The sequence below is a fragment of the Streptomyces sp. R44 genome (assembly GCF_041053105.1).
Classification (GTDB): Bacteria; Actinomycetota; Actinomycetes; order Streptomycetales; family Streptomycetaceae; genus Streptomyces.
In genome coordinates, this window is the sequence record NZ_CP163444.1 from 6,532,409 (window position 1) to 6,551,412 (window position 19,004).

A 19,004-nucleotide genomic window follows, 5' to 3' on the forward strand; every position below is an offset into this window, starting at 1 on the left:
ACGGGCACCGAGGAGAGACGACATGAAGATCTACCAGCCCATGCTCTTCGTCGGACTCGGCGGCACCGGCGGAAAGATCGGCACCGAGCTCGAACGTCAGCTCCGCCGGGAGCTGTGCGGACCCGACGGCACCGACCTCGTCGACGGCGGCCGCCGGCTCCCCTTCCAGCTGCCCGACTGCCTCCAGTTCGTCTACGCCGACTTCAGCGAGGGCGAGCTGCTGGGCTACCCCCAGTTCCGGGCCAAGGGCGCCGAGGGCGCCGCCTTCGCCCGTACCTCCCGCATGGTCCGCGACCTGCTGCCCACCGACTTCGACTCCTCGCCCGAGGTGACCCGCATGCTGCGCGTCTCCCTCCACGAGGAGACCCGGCTCTGGCTGCCGCCGCAGGCCCGCCAGCCGCGCGTCGCCCCCCTCAACAACGGGGCGGGACAGCTGCCGACCGTCGGGCGCTCCGCGCTCTTCGCGACCCTCCGCTCCGGACTCGAACCCGTCCTGCGGCAGCTCCGCGAGGCCATCGGCGCCATCGGGCAGGCGGCCGGCGACCTCAAGCGGGTCGGCGGCGGCCGCATCCGGGGCTGCGACGTCTTCGTCGCCTTCTCCGTCGCCGGCGGCACCGGCGCCGGCATCTTCTACGACTTCATCCACCTCATCGGGCACGAGTTCCGCAACGCCAAGGTGCCCGGCGTGAAGATCTACCCGCTCGTCGTCATGCCCTCCGCGTTCCCGCCCGAGGCGGGCGGCGGACGCGAGGCCGAACTCAACGCCGCCCGCGCCCTCGTGGACCTCTCGCGGCTCGTCGACGACCAGAACGTGCCCGACGCCCTCGACACCGTCGGCGACGTCGAGGAACGCGGCCGGCTCAGCGTCACCTACCCCGGCGACGGGGTCGTCGCCCTGCGCCCCGCCACCATGCAGACCGCCTTCCTCTTCTCCAAGCCGGCGGTCATCGGCAGCGAGGACCTGCGCCGCTCCATCACCGCCATGGTGATGTCGCTGATCGGCACCGAACTCGGCGAGGACACCGGGTCGGGGAACCGCTCCGACGACGACTACCAGTCCTTCGCCGCCAGCTTCATCAACAAGGCCGTGGAACGTTCGACCCCGGCCCGCTCCGGCATCGGCTACCGCGGCATGTCCACCAGCCTCGCCGCCTCCCTCACCGTGCCCGTCGACGACCTCGCCGAGATCGTCGCCGCCCGGCTCCTCGCCCAGGCCGTCCGCGGCATGGCCGAACGGGCCCGCCGACCCGCCCGGGACGGACAGGACATGGTCCGGGACCTCTTCACCCGCTCCGGCATCGGCCGGCTGTGGAGCCGCGAGGCGCCGGACGTCCCCCTGCCCGAGCAACTGCCCCGCGGCAGCCGGGACATCAGCCAGGAGCTCCGGCACCGGCTCAACGACATGGAGGACTCCCTCCAGCGCCTCGACGTCCAGCTCTCCCGCGAGATCCCCCGCCTCACCGAGGACTTCAGGCCCGGCTCGGGCGCCCGCGAACTCCTCGGTCTCGTCGGCCCGTTCCAGCTGCTGACCGTCCTCGCCGGCCTGCCCGGCCACCCCGACCGGGTGGCCAGGGAGGGCTTCACCGGCATGCTCGACAACCGGCGCAACGAGCCCGAGCGGCCCCCGAACGTCCAGGCCGCCGCCCCCAACATCCCCCACATCAAGCGCAGCGTCGGCGGAGTCGTACCGGCCCGGTGGACCGACCCCGACGTCCAGGACACCCTCGCCGCCCAGCAGGCCTGGTACCAGTGGCGCGCCCGCGTCCTGTGGCACCGCGGCTGGCAGGCCGGCGAGAACCAGTGGCGGCCCTCCCTCAACCGCGTCACCGCCGAGGTCGCCGAACTCGCCAAGGTGCTCCGCGCGCACGAGCAGGACGAGGCGAAGTCCTTCGCCGACAGCCGCCGCGAGCTCTACCGCGACGACCGCGCCGGCATCGCCTACCTGCTGCCCCCGCAGAACACCCTGCGCGCCTTCTACGACGACGTCATCGACCGCCTCGCCCAGAGCGAGGGCCTCCCGGAGACCACCGACGCCGCGACCCTCCTCGACCGGCTGGTCGCGCCCGACGACTGGCGGCGCGCCCTCGACGCCGTCCGCCGCTCGCCCGGGGCGGCCGTGAAGGAGATCAAGCAGGTCGTCGAGCGGCGGGTCAAGCGCCTCTTCGGCGAGGCAAACGAGGACGTCTTCGCCCGTCCCCTGCTGCCCTCCATGGAGCTGCTGCTCCGGGCCGCCGCGGGCGACGAGACCGCCGAGGCGAAGGTCGACCCGCGCTGGCTCGACCAGTTCCGCTCCCGGCTCGCCGGACTCCTCCCGGTCGGCTTCATCCCGGACGGCAGCGGCCCGCTCAAGATCCTCATCGTGCACCCGGCGAGCGAGTCCGACGGCCGCGCCGCCGGCTTCCTCGCGCAGGAACTCAACCTGCCCGCCCGGGTGTTCCCCGAGTGCCGGGCCGTCGACACCGACTCCATCACCGTCGTCTTCTTCCGCAGCGGCATGAACCTCACCGACATCTCCGAGGTCCGCAGCGTCCTCAGCGTCTGGTCCGAGGCCCGCGACTCCAGCGGCGAGGAGGACTTCCTGCACTGGCGCCAGCGGCTCGGCTACCAGGACGACTGGCTCGTCTCCACCGAACAGGACCGGCAGCGCATCCTCCACCGGCTGCTCTGCGCCATGTGGAACGGCCACATCGCCGCCGAGGGCCGGGCCGACTCCCCGGACCTCGTCCGGATCCGCCTCCAGGAGGGCGAGGGCGCGACCATGTCGCTGCGCCTGGAGGGCTTCGACGGCTCGCTCTCCAGCTGGGCGGGGCTGCTGCGCGCGTACGAGCGCTGGGCGCTGCTCGACGAGGGGCAGATCATCGAGCAGTTCTGCGAACGGCTCATGCGCGCCCTGCCCCAGGGCCTCGCCCAGGTCCCCGCGCCCCCGTCGCCGCTCTTCACCCACTTCGTGGAGAACGTCGCCCCGCGCCAGCTCGCCCTCATCGACGAGATCGCGGCCGAGTACGGCGAGGCGGACAGCGAATGGCTCGCGCCGCTCCGCCACTTCTGGTCGGTCACCTACCCGGGCGCGCTCGACATGCGCTTCCCGACCGCGGTCCGCCCGACCCGTGCGACCCTCCGCGCCCTCTACGAACGCCACGGGCCCCGCCGGGGCCAGGGCCAGGGGCGCGGCCAGGAGCCGAGGCGTCGGCGGGGGCAGGGGCAGGGGCAGGGGCAGGGGTACGTCCCCGAGGCCCGCCACGAGCCCCGCCCGCGTCCCCGGTACGAGTCCCCCTCCCGGTACGAGTCGGGCGCCGGGTACGCGCCCCGGCCCCGGTACTACGAGGACGACGAGTCGGGGCTCGGGCGCGACACCGATGCGGGGGAGTTGCGCGACGACGGGCGCGCGTACGAAGAGGGGCGCGCGTACGAGTCCCGGTCCAGGTACGACGACGGACGCGTGTACGAGTCCCGGTCGGGGTACGACGACGGCCCGGCGCACGACTCGCGGTCCGGGTACGACGACGGTGCCGGGCGTGGGAACCACGGTCGGCGCGATCCGCGTTCCGCGTACGCGAAGGGGCCCACGTCCCCACCGCCGCCGTCCGCCTACGAGGGCGACTGGGAGCTGGATCCCGAGCCGGCCTTCGGGCCCGACGACGAGGGCTACGAGACGGGTTACCAGACGGGTTTCGAGACGGACTACGAGACGGACTACGAGACGGATGACGAGAGGGGTTACGGGACGGGTCACGGCCCGGGGTCCGGGCCCGCCCACGACGAGCCGCACCGCCGCGACAGGGCCGGTGAGGAAGAGTGAGCCCCCACGTCCTTCCCGTCCTGCCCGAACGGCCGCTGCCGGGCCACGCCGTCTGCCTCGACCTGCGGATGCCGACGGACGGCGCGTACGGGCTCGAAGCCGTCGTACGTGCCGCTCTGGACGTCCCGCAGCCCGGCGGCGAGCGGCGCTTCCTCGTCGTCGACGAGGCCGACCGGCTCGTCGCCCACCAGCTGCTCTACGAACGCCTCTCCTCCTACGGCCCCGCGCACATCGTCTGCCTGGCGGTCGGCGGCCGGGGCGGGCGGACCCTGAGCCGTACCCTCACCCTCCGCCCGCCCGCCGCCGGCGTCCTGTGGGTCTTCGACTCCACGGAGGACGGCGTCCCGGGCGAGGCCGTGCTGCGCCCGCTCGTCGAGGTCCTGTCCACGCCCGAGGTCTTCGACGCCGTCCTGCGCGCCCTCGGCGGCGTGGTGCACGGCGTCGCCGTGCCGGCCGTGCGGGTCCTGGAGCACGACCTCACCGACGAGGCCCGGGCGCGCGCCTGGCGCCAGGCCGTGGAGGGTCTCACCGGACCCGAGGTCCCGGCGGTGAACGTCTCCGCCGACCAGGTGCCGGGCGCGCTCGCGCTGCTCCTGGACGAGGGCGTCCCGCGCTCCCTCTCCGGCCACCAGTGGCTGCCGCCTCAGGGCCGGGCGGGGGCGAGGCTCGCCGCCTGCGACGCGGCGGTCGGCGAGGCCGTCGAGGGCTACCAGCGGGTGCGGGGACCGGCCGGTCTGCTCACGCGGGCGGGCCGGTCCGTCGACCTGCCGGCGGACATCGAGCGGGTGACGGAGGAGCTGGACCGGTTCCGTACCGCCGTCGCGGACGCGTTCGGCGCGGCGGGCGGCACCCGGCTCACCGCCGAGCACCGGGGGGTGCTGCGGGACCGCGGGGTCGAACTGCCGGAGCTGCCGCGGGAGATCTCGCGGGCCGGGATCGTCCCGGCGCTGCGCGACCTCACCCACGACCTGATCGGCAAGGGGCTGCCGCTGCGGTCCGTGGCGGCCCGTCTCTCCGCGCTGTCCGCGCGCACCGCGCCCGTCGGAAGCGCGGCCCGGCTCGCCCGGCTGGACGCGATCTGCGGTCCCGAGCGGCTGCGGCGACTCGGCGCCCGGTACCCCTTCACGGCGGGCGGTTCGCGGCCCGCGGCCTTCGCCGTGACCGGGCTCCTGGCGCTGCTCGCCGGCGTCTGGCCGCTGCTCGGCTGGGTCCTCGGCCCCGCCGTCGGCGTCCTGGCCGCCGGACTCGCCCATCTGATGCTGCGCCGCAGACCGAACCGTTCGCCCGACGGCCGGATCGACGGCGGCGGTGCCACGGGCGCGGCGCCCCGGCTCTTCGGCGGCCTGCTCGGGGGCCTCGCCGGGGCGGGCCTCGGCCAGTTCCTGGGCCTCCCCGTGTGGGCCGGGGCGGTGGCGGCGACCGTGTCCGTGGCGGCCGTCGTCCTGCTCGCGCTGCGCGACTGGAGCCGGGCCGTGGACGACTGGTGGATGCGCGCCGACCCGGAGGAGGCCTGGCGGATCCTGCGGGAGATCCAGACCCTGGTGGTCACCACCGCCGTGCACGACTGGCTCTTCGCCGAGGTGCGGCACCACTGCTCGGCCGGGGCGGGAGCCGTGGCCGGGCTGCTCCGGGGCCTCGCGGAGACCGCCGACGCGCACGGGCAGCCGCACGCGGCACGGACGGCCGCCCGCCCGGAGGCGGAGCCGCCGCCGGTCCGGGACTCCGGTACGGCGTCCTGGAGCTGGGAGGACTGGAAGGACGACGCCGACGACTGGGGGGACGGGCCGGAGGCCTGGGGCGACGGAGCCGAGGCCTGGGGGGACGGGGCGGAGGCCTGGGGGGACCGGGCGGAGGCCCTGGGGGACCGGGTGGAGCACGACCGCCGGCCCGGCGGGGACGAGGAGCCGCCGGTGGCCGAGCCGGAGCCGGCTCCGTTCGCCCGCGCCGCGCACGTACCCCCGCCCGCGCACGTACCGCTCCCCGCGCCCGGATGGCTGGAGCGGCGGTACGGGGACGGGGGCCCCGCGCTCGTCGACACCCTCGTCGGCGACCTGATCGCCGGGACCGTCCTGATCCTGGACCGCTGCTGGGCGGGCATCGAGCGCGATCCCGGCGCCCTCGCGCGGGCCGGTCACGAGCAGCGGATCACGGAGCTCCTGGACGAGACCCGGCTCCGGCTGGAGCGGGACGTGGCGGCCTCGCCGCCGCCCCGGTACGAGGGCCTGCGCGACCCCGACGCGCTGACCTCCCTCGCGGCCTTCACCGACCGTTCCGACCGGCCCGACGCGGCCCGTCTCACCGGGGTCGCCGCCGACGCGGTGGCCCGGCTGCTCCTGGCCGAGGACGACCCCGGCCGCACGGTCGCGCTGTGCGGCCCCGAGCACCTGCGGCTGCTCTCCCACGATCCGCTCGCCGCACGGCAGGTCCGGTTCGTGCCCGAGGCGATGCGGCGCGGGGCCGCCGGGGACGACATCTGGCGGGGCGCCGCCGAGGACGTGGTGTGGACCGGCGCGGGACGGCACGCCGGCATCCTCCGTCTCGTACCGCTGCGCGCGGACGTCGTGCACACCGTCCGCGCCGAGGAGGCGGGAGAACCGTGACCGACCCGAACCACCCGAGCGACTCGACTCATCCGAGCGACTCGAACCATCCGAACTATCCGAGCGATCCGCGGTACTTGGACGACCCGAGCGACCCGAGCGGCCCGAGCGGCCCGCATCCTCCGCACCACCCGACGGACCCGGTCCATCCCGGCGATGCGAACCGTCCGATCGGCCCGGACCACCCCGATCACCTGAGGGAGCCGACCACGCCGACCCATCCGTACTACCAGGAGCTGGAGTTCCTCACCCACCGGGAGGACCCGGTCCGCTTCGCCGTGCGCTACGGCGAGGACCACCGGCCGCCCGGCCGTCCCGGCGTCCTGGCGCGCCGGGTGACCCTGGGCAAGGGCTCGCACGTCCTCCAGTACCGGCTGGCGTCCTCGGCACAGGGCGACCCCGAGGCGTACGGCCGACTGGAGCGGGAGGTGGCGGCCGCCGTCGCGCTCGAACGGCGGTACGGCGGGGCCAGGTTCGGCGCGGTCTTCGCGCGGATCGTCGGCTTCGACCTGACCGCCGCCGAGCCCTTCGTGCTGTACCGGCCGCCGACGGGCCGCCCGCTGTCCGAGTGGGCCGGGCGCCTCGGCGCCGAGGACCAGGAACGCATCACGGGCCAACTCGCCATGGCCGTACGGCTCCTGGGCGAGGTCTCGCTCGTGCACCGGGCCATCGCGCCCGACACCGTACGGTGGGACGGCGCCCGGGTACGGCTCGGCGAACCGTACGCGGCGCAGCGCGCGGGGGAGGCCCGCGAGCCCTTCGGCGGCGCCCCCTGGGCCTCGCCCGAACAGCGCGCGGGCCGGGGCGCCGCCGATCCGCGCGACGACCTGTGGTCCGTCGCCGAACTCGCCTACTACCTGCTCTCCGGCCGCCCCGACCGGGGCGAGGGACCCCCGGCGGACCTGGCCGACTACCGCCGTCTCGCGGCCCTCGGACAGAGCGGGCTCTTCGCCGCGCGCGCGGCGGACCGGCCCCACCCGGCCGAGCTCATGCGGCTGCTGCACGTCCCCGACCCGCTCGCCGGCAACGTCGGGGCGGCCGACCCGCTCGACCGGTGGCGTACCGAGTACGACCGCCAGATCGCCCGGAAACGCGAGGCCACCGCACCCCACCGGGACCCGGAGGAGCCGCCCCCGCCGAGCCCACGACCCGGGCGTCCCTCGCTGCGCGACCGGATCTTCGGCGGCGACTCCTACCGTCCCGCCGAGCCCGTCGCCCCGCCGGACCCGGCTCCGCTCCCGGCTTCGCGGAACCGGATGTGTCCGTACTGCCTGCTCCCCGTCGAGTACGACGAACGGCTGCTCGTCACCATCGACGCCAAGGGCAACCGGATCCGGCTGGACCTCAGCGCGGAACGCCGGCCCGGCCATGTCGCCGACGCCCTGCGCAAGGCCTACCACCTGTGCCCGCACACCGTGGACGGCGACGAGGAGCACGAACTCCCCGTCCCCTACCTCACCAACGGCGAGCCGCTGTCGATCGCCCTCGTCGGCAGCTCCTCCGTCGGCAAGACGCACCTCCTGGCCGCCATGCTCGGCGAGGTCGAGCTCGGCGGCCTCGAACCGTACGGACTCAAATGCCGGCCGCTCAACCCCGAGGCCCACAGGACCTTCGTGCACGACCGGGTCCAGCGGCTCAAGGAGGGGCGGCAGCTGGGCCGGACCGGACAGCAGACCTTCGCGCGCTTCGCCGACGGTCTCCTCGTCCAGGCGGGCGGCGCGACGCCCCGGCCCGTCGTCTTCTTCGACCTCGCGGGGGAGGACCTCGCGCAGGACGGGGAGGTCGGGCGCTTCCTCATGGGCGTCGACGCGTTCGTCTTCGTCCTGGACCCGCTGCGGGCCCTGCGGCTGCCCGGGCTCGACCCCGTGCGTGAACAGAGCGGGCTGCGGCGGCGGGACTTCGGCGACGAGGCCTTCACGACCGTGCTCAACCGCATTCCCCGGCAGGAGGGCGGACTCGTCGCCGCGCCCGCCGCGCTCGCCGTCAACAAGAGCGACCTCGTCCGCTTCGAACCGGTCGTCGACCGCTGGCTGGGCCGGGCGCTGCCCGGCCGCCACGACCCGGCGGCGGCCCGGGAGGAGAGCCGGGACGCGTACGCCTTCCTCGCCCATCACGCCGGCGCCGCCTGGCTGAAACCCTTCGACGACTGCGTCGACTGCACGCTGCACTTCGTCGCCGCGACCGGCGGGCAGGCGCGGGGTGACCGATTTCCGCACGGGGCCCGGCCGCGCCGGGTCCTCGCGCCGTTGCTGTCGCTGTTCGCCCTGTGCGGGCTGCTGCCCGGGGCGGAACCGATGGAGGGGATCGTCCGATGACACGGACGGAGCACGAGGCCGACCAGATCGTCTTCCGCTGGGACAGCGAGAACCTCACCGGCAACACGGGCTTCGGACCGGTCGCCTGGTCCGGGCCGCGCGACGACGCCGAGAACCTCTTCCGGGTCTCCGGGCCCGTGCTGCGGGCCAGCGGGGACGAGATCCGGCCGGCCCTGATACGGCTCCGGGAGCGCGGATACGTGATGCTGATCCGGCGCGTGCCGTTCACGGACGCCGACGGCCGGACGTCCGTGCTCTGCCACGCCCTCGTCGGCGCGCCGAGCCTCCTCAAACCCTTCGTGTGCCTCGGGCTCCACGGCTGGGAGTGGGAGGGCGCCGCGCACGCCGCCGGGGCGCGCGGCCGGCTGCCGGTGGTCCCGGCAGAGGCCCTCGCCCCCGGCGGGGGGCTGGCCGAGCTGGACCGGCGCCTGCCCTACGTGGCGGAGGAACTCGTCGGCGCCGTGGCGGAGTTCCTGCGGCACCCCGAGGGGCCGTTCACCATCCTCGACGAGCGGGGCGACACCGCGCCTCCCGTCCTCTGGGGCCTGCAGAGCATCGTCGGCGCGGTCACCCGGCACCCGTGGACCTTCGCCACCCACGACACGGTCGAACTGCCCTCGCTCCAGTTCGCGTTCGTCGGCCGCTGGTCCGGCGCGGCGAGCCGCAACACCGAACGGCGCCGCGTCGACCCGCGCGAGCGGTGCGGCGACCGGGCGGAGGAGATCGCGACCCGGCTGGTCCGCCACCACCTGGCGGAGATCGAGGAGCACGGCCGGGACCACGTGGTCGCGAGAGTCCTCGGCACGACGGCCTCCACCCACCGGGGCCCCCTCCTGGACACGGCGGCCAGAGCGGCGGACACCCTGGACACGCTGGACCACCGCGGAAGCGCCCCGCGCGGAAGAGGCCGCCCGCCCAGGGCCCCCCGCGACCAGCGCACGACGGGCTCCCGGGACCAGGCGGGCGCGGGCTCCGGGCAGCAGGGCACCCATGACGCCCGCGACCAGGCGGGCCGGGCCTCGCGGCACGAGGGGACTCCGGATCCCCGCCATCAGCCCGGCCCGGGCTCCGAGGGCGTACCGGATCCCCGGGACCGGTCCGGCGCAGGCCCCCGGTACGAGGACACGGCAGGCACCCGCGACCAGGGCGCCCCGGGCTCCCGGGACCAGGAGGGATCAGGCCCCCGGTACGGGGACACCCCGGGCTCTCGGGAGTGGGGCGGTTCGGGGCCGCGAGACCAGGGCGCCCCGGGTTCCCTGGACCAGTCCGGCCACGGCCCCCGGCACGGGGACGCCCCGGTTTCTCGGGAGCAGGGTGGTTCGGGGCTGCGGGACCGGTACACCCCCGGCTCCCGGACCCCGGCTTCGGCCGGGCGTCGGGACGAGCGGTCCGGCCCCGACCCCCGCGACGAGGACGCCCTCGGCTCCCGGGACCAGTCCGGGGCGGACCCCCGGGAGCAGCGCACGCCGGGCTCCCGGGACGCGTCCGGCGCCGACCCCCGGCACCGGTCCGGCCCGGACCCCCGGCGCCAGGGCGCCCCCACCCCCGCGTACCCCGACTCGCCGCCCGGCGGGAACCCCGAGCCGCCGGGCTCGTCGTACCCGGCCGCCCCTGATGCCCGGCCCCGCCCGGCCGGCCGTACGGCGCCCGCCCCGGACGGGGAGCCGCAGACCCCCGGCAGGCCCGGTGCCCCGGACGGAGGCGCGGCCGCCGTGCCCGCCTACCCCGCCGAGCCCCCGTCGGCACCCGAGGCACCCCGCCCGGCGCCCGGTGCCGTCGCCTACCCCCGTCCCGTACTGCCGCGCGTCCGGCCGGAGTGGACCGGGCCCGGGAAGGGGGCACGGCGGGGGCCGGGGAGGCGGGAGCGGGAGGCGGAGACCTCGCTCGTGCACAAGCTGCCGAACGTGCGCAGCCCGGAGGAGGCGCGGGAGCTTGTCGTGGCCGCCGGCCACCGCGAGCTGCTCGATGCGCTGCGCAAGCACCAGGCGTACATCGTCGTCACCGTCCTCCTGGAGGAGATCGCCCGGCGCCTGCCGTCCTGGGAGCATCCGCTGCGCCGGGAGCTCTGCGAGGTCGCCATCTCCAGGGCGCTGTGGGCCGTCGCCCCGCCCGCCGCGCGGGACGACCGCTCCGAGCCGGCGGAGGAGCAGCGCGCGGCGAACGCCGCCGAGCTGTACCGCTGGGCGGTCCGCCCGCTGCTCGCCGGCGGCGACGCCCCGGTCGGCACGGTCGCCGAGCTGCTCTCGCGGCTCCGGACGAGCCCGGAGCCGTCCGCCTGCGAGGCGTTCTGGCTGATCGTGGACGGGGAGCGCCCGGGGCTGCCGGACGCGGTCTGGCTCTCGCTCCTGAAGGAGGCGTACGGCCTGCCCCGCACTCCGCACGGCCCCGCGCCCGCGTTCTCCCCCGGCGAGGACCTCGGCAGCGGCTACACCCGGCGCTTCCTGCGCCGCGCCGCGCTGCTGATCGGCGGTCTGGTGGCCGCGATCCTCCTGATCGGCGTCGCCCAGTGGCTCACCTGAGCGTCGAAACGCGGGCCAGGGCCGCCCGGCTCCGTCAGGATGGTTGCATGGGATTCCATGTCGATTCCGAGACCGGGCGGCTGCGCCGCGTCATCCTGCACCGGCCCGATCTGGAGCTGAAGCGGCTCACCCCGACCAACAAGGACGCCCTCCTCTTCGACGACGTGCTGTGGGTGCGGCGGGCCCGGCAGGAGCACGACGGCTTCGCCGACGTGCTGCGCGACCGCGGGGTGGAGGTGCACCTCTTCGGGGACCTGCTGCGCGAGTCCCTGGAGGTCCCGGCGGCCCGCGCGCTGGTCCTCGACCGGGTCTTCGACGAGAAGGAGTACGGGCCGCTCGCCACCGACCACCTGCGCGCGGCCTTCGACTCGCTGGACGCCGCCGCGCTCGTCGAGGCCCTGGTCGGCGGCATGACGAAGCGGGAGTTCCTGGCGGCGCACCGGGAGCCGACCTCGGTCCGCTTCCACGCCCTGGACCTGGACGACTTCGTCCTCGGCCCGCTGCCGAACCACCTCTTCACCCGGGACACCTCGGCCTGGATCTACGACGGCGTCTCCATCAACGCGATGCGCTGGCCTGCCCGGCAGCGCGAGACGGTGCACTTCGAGGCGATCTACAAGCACCATCCGCTGTTCACGGGCCCGGAGGCGGGTTCCTTCCACCACTGGTCGGAGGGGCAGTCGGACTATCCGTCGACGATCGAGGGCGGGGACGTCCTCGTCATCGGCAACGGCGCCGTGCTGATCGGGATGAGCGAGCGGACGACCCCACAGGCGGTGGAGATGCTGGCCCGGGGGATGTTCGCGGCCGGATCGGCGCGCACCATCATCGCGCTGGACATGCCGAAGCGGCGGGCGTTCATGCACCTGGACACGGTGATGACGATGGTCGACCAGGACACGTTCACGCAGTACGCGGGGCTCGGCATGCTCCGCTCGTACACGATCGAACCGGGCGACGCGGGGCAGTCCCTGCGGGTCACCGACCATCCGCCGGAGCAGATGCACAGCGCCATCGCGGCGGCGCTCGGGCTCCAGGACATCCGGGTGCTCACGGCGACCCAGGACGTGCACGCGGCGGAGCGCGAGCAGTGGGACGACGGGTGCAACGTGCTGGCGGTGGAGCCGGGGGTGGTCGTCGCGTACGAGCGGAACGTCACGACGAACACGCATCTGCGCAAGCAGGGCATCGAGGTGATCGAGATCCCCGGCAGCGAACTGGGCCGGGGGAGGGGCGGTCCGCGCTGTATGAGCTGTCCGGTGGAGCGGGACGCGGACTGAGGAGCGAGCCGGGCGAGGGGGAGGGGGCTGTATATAAATGTTGAAGTGCGTATACACTTCCAGAGTCCCCGACCCGCCGTCCTCCCGACCGTACCCACAGGAGCGCGTCCCATGGCCACAGACCTCATCGGCCGCCACTTCCTCAAGGAGCTGGACTTCACCGCCGAGGAGTTCCGCGGCCTGATCGAGCTCGCCGCCGAGCTCAAGGCCGCCAAGAAGGCGGGCACCGAGGTGCAGCGGCTGCGCGGCCGGAACATCGCCCTGATCTTCGAGAAGACCTCGACCCGGACCCGCTGCGCCTTCGAGGTCGCCGCCGCCGACCAGGGCGCCTCCACCACCTACCTCGACCCCTCGGGCTCCCAGATCGGCCACAAGGAGTCGGTCAAGGACACCGCCCGCGTCCTCGGCCGGATGTTCGACGGCATCGAGTACCGCGGGGACAGCCAGGCGAACGTCGAGGAGCTCGCCGCCTTCGCGGGCGTGCCGGTCTTCAACGGCCTCACCGACGACTGGCACCCCACCCAGATGCTGGCCGACGTGCTCACCATGACCGAGCACGTGGACAAGCCGGTCGACGGGATCGCCTTCGCCTACCTCGGCGACGCCCGCTTCAACATGGGCAACTCCTACCTCGTCACCGGCGCCCTCCTCGGCATGGACGTGCGGATCGTCGCCCCGCAGGCCTACTGGCCGGCCGAGGACGTCGTCGCCGCGGCCCGCAAGCTCGCCGAGACCAGCGGCGCCACGATCACCCTCACCGAGGACGTGTCCGAGGGCGTCGCCGGCGCGGACTTCGTCGTCACCGACGTCTGGGTCTCCATGGGTGAGCCCAAGGAGGTCTGGGACGAGCGGATCGCCGCCCTCTCCCCGTACTCCGTGACGATGGACGTGCTGCGCGCCACCGGGAACCCGGATGTGAAGTTCCTGCACTGCCTGCCCGCCTTCCACGACCTGGGCACGGCCGTCGGGCGGGACATCCACGCCCGGCACGGTCTGACCGAGCTGGAGGTCTCGGACGAGGTCTTCGAGTCGGCGCACTCGGTCGTCTTCGACGAGGCCGAGAACCGGATGCACACCATCAAGGCGGTCCTGGTGGCGACGCTGGCCGGTCCGGCCGGGAAGTAGCCCTGCCGGGGACTTTCGTCGGGGAGCTCCGCCGGGGAGCTCCGCCGGGGATCGGTCCTACGGGCGGCGCCGCCGCTGGGCCGGTATCGCCGGGAGCGTGAACCACATCGCCTTGCCGTGCGCGGTGGGGCGGTGTCCGCAGTCGCTGCTGAGCGCGCGGATCAGGAGGAGGCCCCGGCCGTGCTCCTGCCAGGGGTCGACCTCGGTGTCCGGGCCCGGGTGGACGAGCTCGTCGGGGCCGGCGGGCTGGGAGTCGTGGACCTCGATCTGACAGCCGCCGGGCGCGGCGAGCAGTTCGACGACCAGCTCGATGGGGCCCTCGCCGGCGGTGTGCTCGACGGCGTTGGCGACGAGCTCCGCGGTGAGGAGCTCGGCCGTGTCGCTGTCGGGCCGGTCGGCGGCCACGGGGTCGATGTCGGTGAGCGCGGTACGGATCAGGGCGCGGGCGATCGGCACGGCGGCGGTGGTGTGGGGCAGCCGGATGCGCCAGGAGACGGCGGGTCCGGCGGTCTCGATCCCGGGCTCTGCGAGGGCGGGTCCGGCGGTCTCGATCCCGGGGCTCACGGCCGCGGGTCCGGTGGCTTCGGGCATGGGGGGCGGGCTCCCTTCGACCGAGGGGCGGGTGGGGCGAGTGGGGTGGGGCATCCCGAGACGTCCTGGTTTCAACCTTACGAGGCGCAAAATCCTCTTCCCAGGGCACCCCCTCCCTTCCGGTGGGGACTTGGGTCGGCCGCGGCGCGGGACCTTGTGGGCGCTCGCATATCGCGTACTCGTGACGACAGTCACAGTACGGTGATACCCTCCCTGCGGAGGAAGGAGGCCCCTCGGATGAGCCCCTTTACCGGCTCCGCGCCCCGCACGTCACGCTGGCAGCATCTGCGCCTGGACATCGACCAGGGCGTCGCCACCGTCACCCTGGCCCGCCCCGCGAAACTCAACGCCCTCACCTTCGGCGCCTACGCCGATCTGCGCGACCTCCTCGCCGAGCTCTCCCGCGAGCGCGCCGTCCGCGCCCTCGTCCTCGGCGGCGAGGGCCGCGGCTTCTGCTCGGGCGGGGACGTCGACGAGATCATCGGCGCCACCCTCGCCCTCGACACCGCCCGGCTGCTCGACTTCAACCGGATGACCGGCCAGGTCGTCCGCGCACTGCGCGAGTGCCCCTTCCCCGTCGTCGCCGCCCTGCACGGGGTCGCCGCCGGCGCCGGGGCCGTCCTCGCCCTCGCCGCCGACTTCCGGATCGCCGACCCCACCACCCGCTTCTCCTTCCTCTTCACCCGGGTCGGGCTCTCCGGCGGCGACATGGGCGCCGCCTATCTGCTGCCCCGGGTCGTCGGCCTCGGCCACGCCACCCGCCTCCTCATGCTGGGCGAGCCCGTCCACGCCGCCGAGGCCGAGCGGATCGGGCTGTTGAGCGAGCTCACCGAGGAGGGCGCGGCGGGGGAGCGGGCCGCCGCCCTCGCCCGCCGCCTCGCCGACGGCCCCGCCCTGGCCCTCGCCCAGACCAAGGCCCTGCTCACCGCCGAACTCGACATGCCGCTCGCCGCCGCGGTCGAACTGGACGCGGCCACCCAGGCGCTCCTGATGAACGGCGAGGACTACGCCGAGTTCCACGCGGCCTTCACCGAGAAGCGCGCCCCGAAATGGCAGGGCCGCTGATGACCCCGGGACCGGAGCACGGCGCCCGGGAAGGCCGGGAACCCGCAGGCCCGGGCCCTGGCCCCCGGACCGTCGCCGTCGTCGGTGGCGGACCCGGAGGCCTCTACGCCGCCGCGCTGCTGAAGCGGCAGGACCCGGCCCGCGAGATCACCGTCTGGGAGCGGAACGCGCCCTCCGACACCTTCGGCTTCGGCGTCGTCCTCTCCGACGAGACCCTCGGCGGCATCCGGGACGCCGACCCCGTCGTGTACGAGGCGCTCCGCCGCGAGCTGGTCCGCTGGGACGACATCGACGTCGTCCACCGGGGCCACCGCACCACCTCCACCGGCCACGGCTTCGCCGCCCTCGGCCGCCGCCGCCTCCTGGAGATCCTGCACGCCCGCTGCGCCGAGCTCGGCGTACGGCTCCGCTTCCGCACCGAGGCCCCGCCCGCCGCGGTCCTCGCCGCGGACCACGACCTGGTCATAGCGGCCGACGGCGTCCACAGCCGCACCCGCGAGACCCACGCCGCGCACTTCCGCCCCCGGATCACCACCCACCGCTGCCGCTACATCTGGCTCGCCGCCGACTTCCCCTTCGAGGCCTTCCGCTTCGAGATCGCCGAGACCGAGCACGGTGTGATGCAGCTGCACGCCTACCCCTTCTCCCCGGCCGACTCCACCGTCATCGTCGAGATGCGCGAGGAGGTCTGGCGGGCCGCCGGCTTCGACGAGCTCGACGAGGCCGAGTCCGCCGCCCGCTGCGCCAAGGTCTTCGCCGAGGCGCTCGGCGGCCGCGAGCTCCGCTCGAACAACTCCGCCTGGACCGCCTTCCGTACCGTCGCCAACGCGCGCTGGTCCCACGGCAACACCGTCCTCATCGGCGACGCCGCCCACACCGCGCACTTCTCCATCGGCTCCGGCACCAAGCTGGCCGTCGAGGACGCCGTCGCCCTCGCCGCCGCCGTCGGCGCCCACCCCACCCTCGACGAGGCCCTCACCGCGTACGAGACGGAGCGCCGTCCCGTCGTCGAGTCGACCCAGCGCGCGGCCGGCGCCAGCCTGCGCTGGTTCGAGGAGCTCGCCGGCCACGTCGACCGGCCGCCCCGCCGCTTCGCCTTCGACCTGCTCACCCGCAGCCGCCGCGTCACCCACGCCAACCTGAGGCTGCGCGACCCCGCCTTCACCGCCGCCGTCGAGGAGGACTTCGGCTGCCCGCCCGGCACCCCGCCGATGTTCACCCCCTTCCGGCTGCGCGGACTGACCCTCCGCAACAGGGTCGTCGTCTCTCCCATGGACCTGTACGTCGCCGAGGACGGCGTCCCCGGCGACTTCCACCTCGTCCACCTCGGCTCCAGGGCCCTCGGCGGCGCCGGACTCGTCATGACCGAGATGGTCTGCGTGAGCCCCGAGGGCCGCATCACCCCCGGCTGCACGGGCCTCTGGACCGACGCGCAGGCCCAGGCCTGGTCCCGGATCGCCGACTTCGTCCACGCCTCGGCGCCCGGCACCGCACTGGGCGTCCAGCTCGGCCACTCCGGCCGCAAGGGCTCCACCCGCCGCATGTGGGAGGGCATCGACCAGCCGCTCCCCGAGGGCAACTGGCCCCTCGTCGCCGCCTCGCCCCTCCCGTACCGGCCCGGCGTCAACCAGACCCCGGCCGCCCTCGACCGCGCCGGACTCACCGCCGTACGCGAGCAGTTCACCGCCGCCGCCCACCGCGCCGCCCGCAGCGGCTTCGACCTCCTCGAACTCCACTGCGCCCATGGCTACCTCCTCTCCGGCTTCCTCTCCCCGCTCACCAACCACCGCACCGACGCCTACGGCGGCGACCTCACGGCCCGGCTGCGCTACCCCCTCGAAGTCTTCGACGCGGTACGGGAGGCCTGGCCGGCCGACCGGCCCATGACCGTCCGCGTCTCCGCCACCGACTGGGCCGAGGGCGGCACGACCGCCGAGGACGCCGTCGCGATCGCCCGCGCCTTCACCGACCACGGCGCCGACGCGATCGACGTCTCCACCGGCCAGGTCGTCCCCGACGAGGAGCCCGCCTACGGCCGCTCGTACCAGACCCCGTACGCCGACCGCATCCGCAACGAGCTCGGCGTCCCCGTGATCGCGGTCGGCGCGATCTCCTCCTGGGACGACGTCAACTCCCTGCTCCTCGCGGGCCGCGCCGACCTCTGCGCCCTCGCCCGGCCGCACCTCTACGACCCGCACTGGACCCTGCACGCGGCGGCCGAGCAGGAGTACCGGGGCCCGGCCGCGCCCTGGCCGGCCCCGTACCGCGCGGGCAGCCGCCGCCCGCCCACCGGCCGCCGGGACTGAGGAACCTGGACGCTCGCGTATGCGGGTGCGACGCGGAACCATGTCCCCCGCAGGCGCTCCTCCCCTTGAATGAGGGCATGACAGAAAACAGGGGCGGGAAGGGTGCCGGGGTGGTCCTCGGCACGGCGACGGCGATGACGGGCCTCCTCGCGGGGGTGTGGTTCGCCTACGTGTGCTCGGTGATGCCGGCACTGGCGCGCAGCGACGACCGGGTCTACGTCGAGGTGATGCGGAACATCAACGACGTCATCCAGAACCCGGTGTTCTTCACCCCGTTCTTCGGGGTGCCGATCCTCACGGCGGTGGCCGCCTGGCAGCACCGCGCCGGCCGGGCCCGGCTCTGGACACTCGCCGGGTTCGTCCTCGCCCTGGCCGTCCTCGTGGTCACCTCGGCGGCGAACGTGCCCCTCAACGACGCCCTCGCGGCGACCCGGGACCCGGCCGCCGCCCGGGCGGCCTTCGAGAGCCCGTGGGTGACGTGGAACATCGTCCGCGCGGTACTGGGCGCGGCGGGGCTCGCCTGCCTGCTGCGGGCCCTGGCCGTACGGAAGCGCTAATCGCTCAGGAACGGGCCCACGTACTCCGCGCCCCGGTCCCGCAGCAGCTCGTGCAGGGCGGTGAAGACCTCCGCCGAGCGGCGGCCCGGCCAGTCGTCCGGCAGGAGCTCCGCCGGGAGCACCGGGTCCGCGTAGGGGAGCCGGCGCCACGAGTCCAGCGCGAGGAGGTAGTCCCGGTAGGCGTCCCCGGCGCCCGCCGGGGCCGTGCGCCAGGCCCGCAGGACCGGCTCGTGGGCCGCCAGGAACTCCTCGTGGAGCCCGGCGATCGCCGGCAGGTCCCACCAGCGGGCCACCGCCTCGGCCGTGGCCGTGTAGCCCAGGTGGTCGCCGCGGAAGAGGTCCACGTACGGGGAGAGCTCCAGGCGCTCCAGGGCGTTCCGGGTCTCCTCGTACAGCCGGGCGGGCGCGATCCAGACGCCCGGCGCCGCCGTGCCGAAGCCGAGCCGGGCGAGCCGGGACCGCAGCAGGTGCCGCTTGTGCCGTTCGGCCTCGGGCACCGAGAAGACGGCCAGGACCCAGCCCTCGGACAGCTTCGGCTCCGTACGGGCGTAGATCCGGCGGTCGCCGTCGTCCAGGAGCCGCCGGGCGTCCTCGGACAGGGCGTACCCGGCGGCGCCACCGGCCGTGCGGCCCGGCAGCAGCAGCCCGCGCCGCTTGAGCCGGGACACCGAGGAGCGCACCGAGGGCGCGTCCACGCCGAGTGCGCCGAGCAGCCGGATGAGCGCGGCCACGGGCACCGGCGACTCGTCGGGTCCACGGCCGTACGCGCCGTAGAACGAGACGATCAGGGATCGGGGGGTGTGCTGCTCGGCCACGTGATCACTTTAGGGGGTGGTGCACACGTCGT

At 74.9% G+C, this 19,004-nt stretch carries 11 protein-coding genes; 9 read left to right on the forward strand and 2 right to left on the reverse strand.

Annotated elements, in window-relative coordinates; translation table 11 throughout:
• The first annotated feature begins 22 nt into the window (after positions 1-22).
• From AB5J54_RS30570 to argF, 6 genes are all read left to right on the forward strand, one after another.
• On the forward strand, positions 23-3,799 hold the full coding sequence (locus AB5J54_RS30570) for a tubulin-like doman-containing protein (protein WP_369147124.1): 3,777 nt from the start codon (positions 23-25) through the stop codon (positions 3,797-3,799).
• Entirely contained in the window at positions 3,796-6,399 is a 2,604-nt protein-coding gene (locus tag AB5J54_RS30575) for a hypothetical protein (protein ID WP_369147125.1), read from the forward strand. Before AB5J54_RS30570 ends, AB5J54_RS30575 begins: the two co-directional genes overlap by 4 nt.
• The gene (locus AB5J54_RS30580; protein WP_369147126.1) at positions 6,396-8,714 is read left to right on the forward strand and encodes a hypothetical protein; all 2,319 of its coding nucleotides are present in this window, start codon (positions 6,396-6,398) and stop codon (positions 8,712-8,714) included. The genes AB5J54_RS30575 and AB5J54_RS30580 overlap by 4 nt, the downstream gene beginning before the upstream one ends.
• The gene (locus tag AB5J54_RS30585; protein ID WP_369147127.1) at positions 8,711-11,233 is read left to right on the forward strand and encodes a hypothetical protein; all 2,523 of its coding nucleotides are present in this window, start codon (positions 8,711-8,713) and stop codon (positions 11,231-11,233) included. Before AB5J54_RS30580 ends, AB5J54_RS30585 begins: the two co-directional genes overlap by 4 nt.
• 47 nt (positions 11,234-11,280) lie before the next feature.
• On the forward strand, positions 11,281-12,513 hold the full coding sequence (locus AB5J54_RS30590) for an arginine deiminase (protein WP_369147128.1): 1,233 nt from the start codon (positions 11,281-11,283) through the stop codon (positions 12,511-12,513).
• A 111-nt stretch (positions 12,514-12,624) separates the two neighbouring features.
• Positions 12,625-13,638 (forward strand): ornithine carbamoyltransferase, encoded by a 1,014-nt coding sequence (gene argF, locus AB5J54_RS30595; protein ID WP_369147129.1) that lies wholly within the window; start codon positions 12,625-12,627, stop codon positions 13,636-13,638.
• 57 nt (positions 13,639-13,695) lie between these two features.
• Here argF and AB5J54_RS30600 read toward each other — a convergent pair whose 3' ends face one another.
• Positions 13,696-14,229 (reverse strand): ATP-binding protein, encoded by a 534-nt coding sequence (locus AB5J54_RS30600; protein ID WP_369147130.1) that lies wholly within the window; start codon positions 14,227-14,229, stop codon positions 13,696-13,698.
• A 237-nt stretch (positions 14,230-14,466) separates the two neighbouring features.
• Between AB5J54_RS30600 and AB5J54_RS30605 the strand changes: the two genes are divergently transcribed.
• The 3 genes from AB5J54_RS30605 to AB5J54_RS30615 all read left to right on the forward strand — a co-directional run bounded on the left by AB5J54_RS30605 (position 14,467) and on the right by AB5J54_RS30615 (position 18,157).
• A complete protein-coding gene (locus tag AB5J54_RS30605; protein WP_369147131.1) occupies positions 14,467-15,294 on the forward strand; it encodes an enoyl-CoA hydratase family protein in 828 nt (275 codons plus the stop codon).
• A complete protein-coding gene (locus AB5J54_RS30610) occupies positions 15,279-17,600 on the forward strand; it encodes a bifunctional salicylyl-CoA 5-hydroxylase/oxidoreductase (RefSeq protein WP_369147132.1) in 2,322 nt (773 codons plus the stop codon). The genes AB5J54_RS30605 and AB5J54_RS30610 overlap by 16 nt, the downstream gene beginning before the upstream one ends.
• A 77-nt stretch (positions 17,601-17,677) precedes the next feature.
• Positions 17,678-18,157 (forward strand): DUF1772 domain-containing protein, encoded by a 480-nt coding sequence (locus AB5J54_RS30615; protein ID WP_369147133.1) that lies wholly within the window; start codon positions 17,678-17,680, stop codon positions 18,155-18,157.
• Here AB5J54_RS30615 and AB5J54_RS30620 read toward each other — a convergent pair.
• Entirely contained in the window at positions 18,154-18,972 is an 819-nt protein-coding gene (locus tag AB5J54_RS30620; RefSeq protein ID WP_369147134.1) for a PaaX family transcriptional regulator C-terminal domain-containing protein, read from the reverse strand. The two genes, AB5J54_RS30615 and AB5J54_RS30620, sit on opposite strands and share 4 nt — an antisense overlap.
• Between the last annotated feature and the right edge of the window lie 32 nt (positions 18,973-19,004).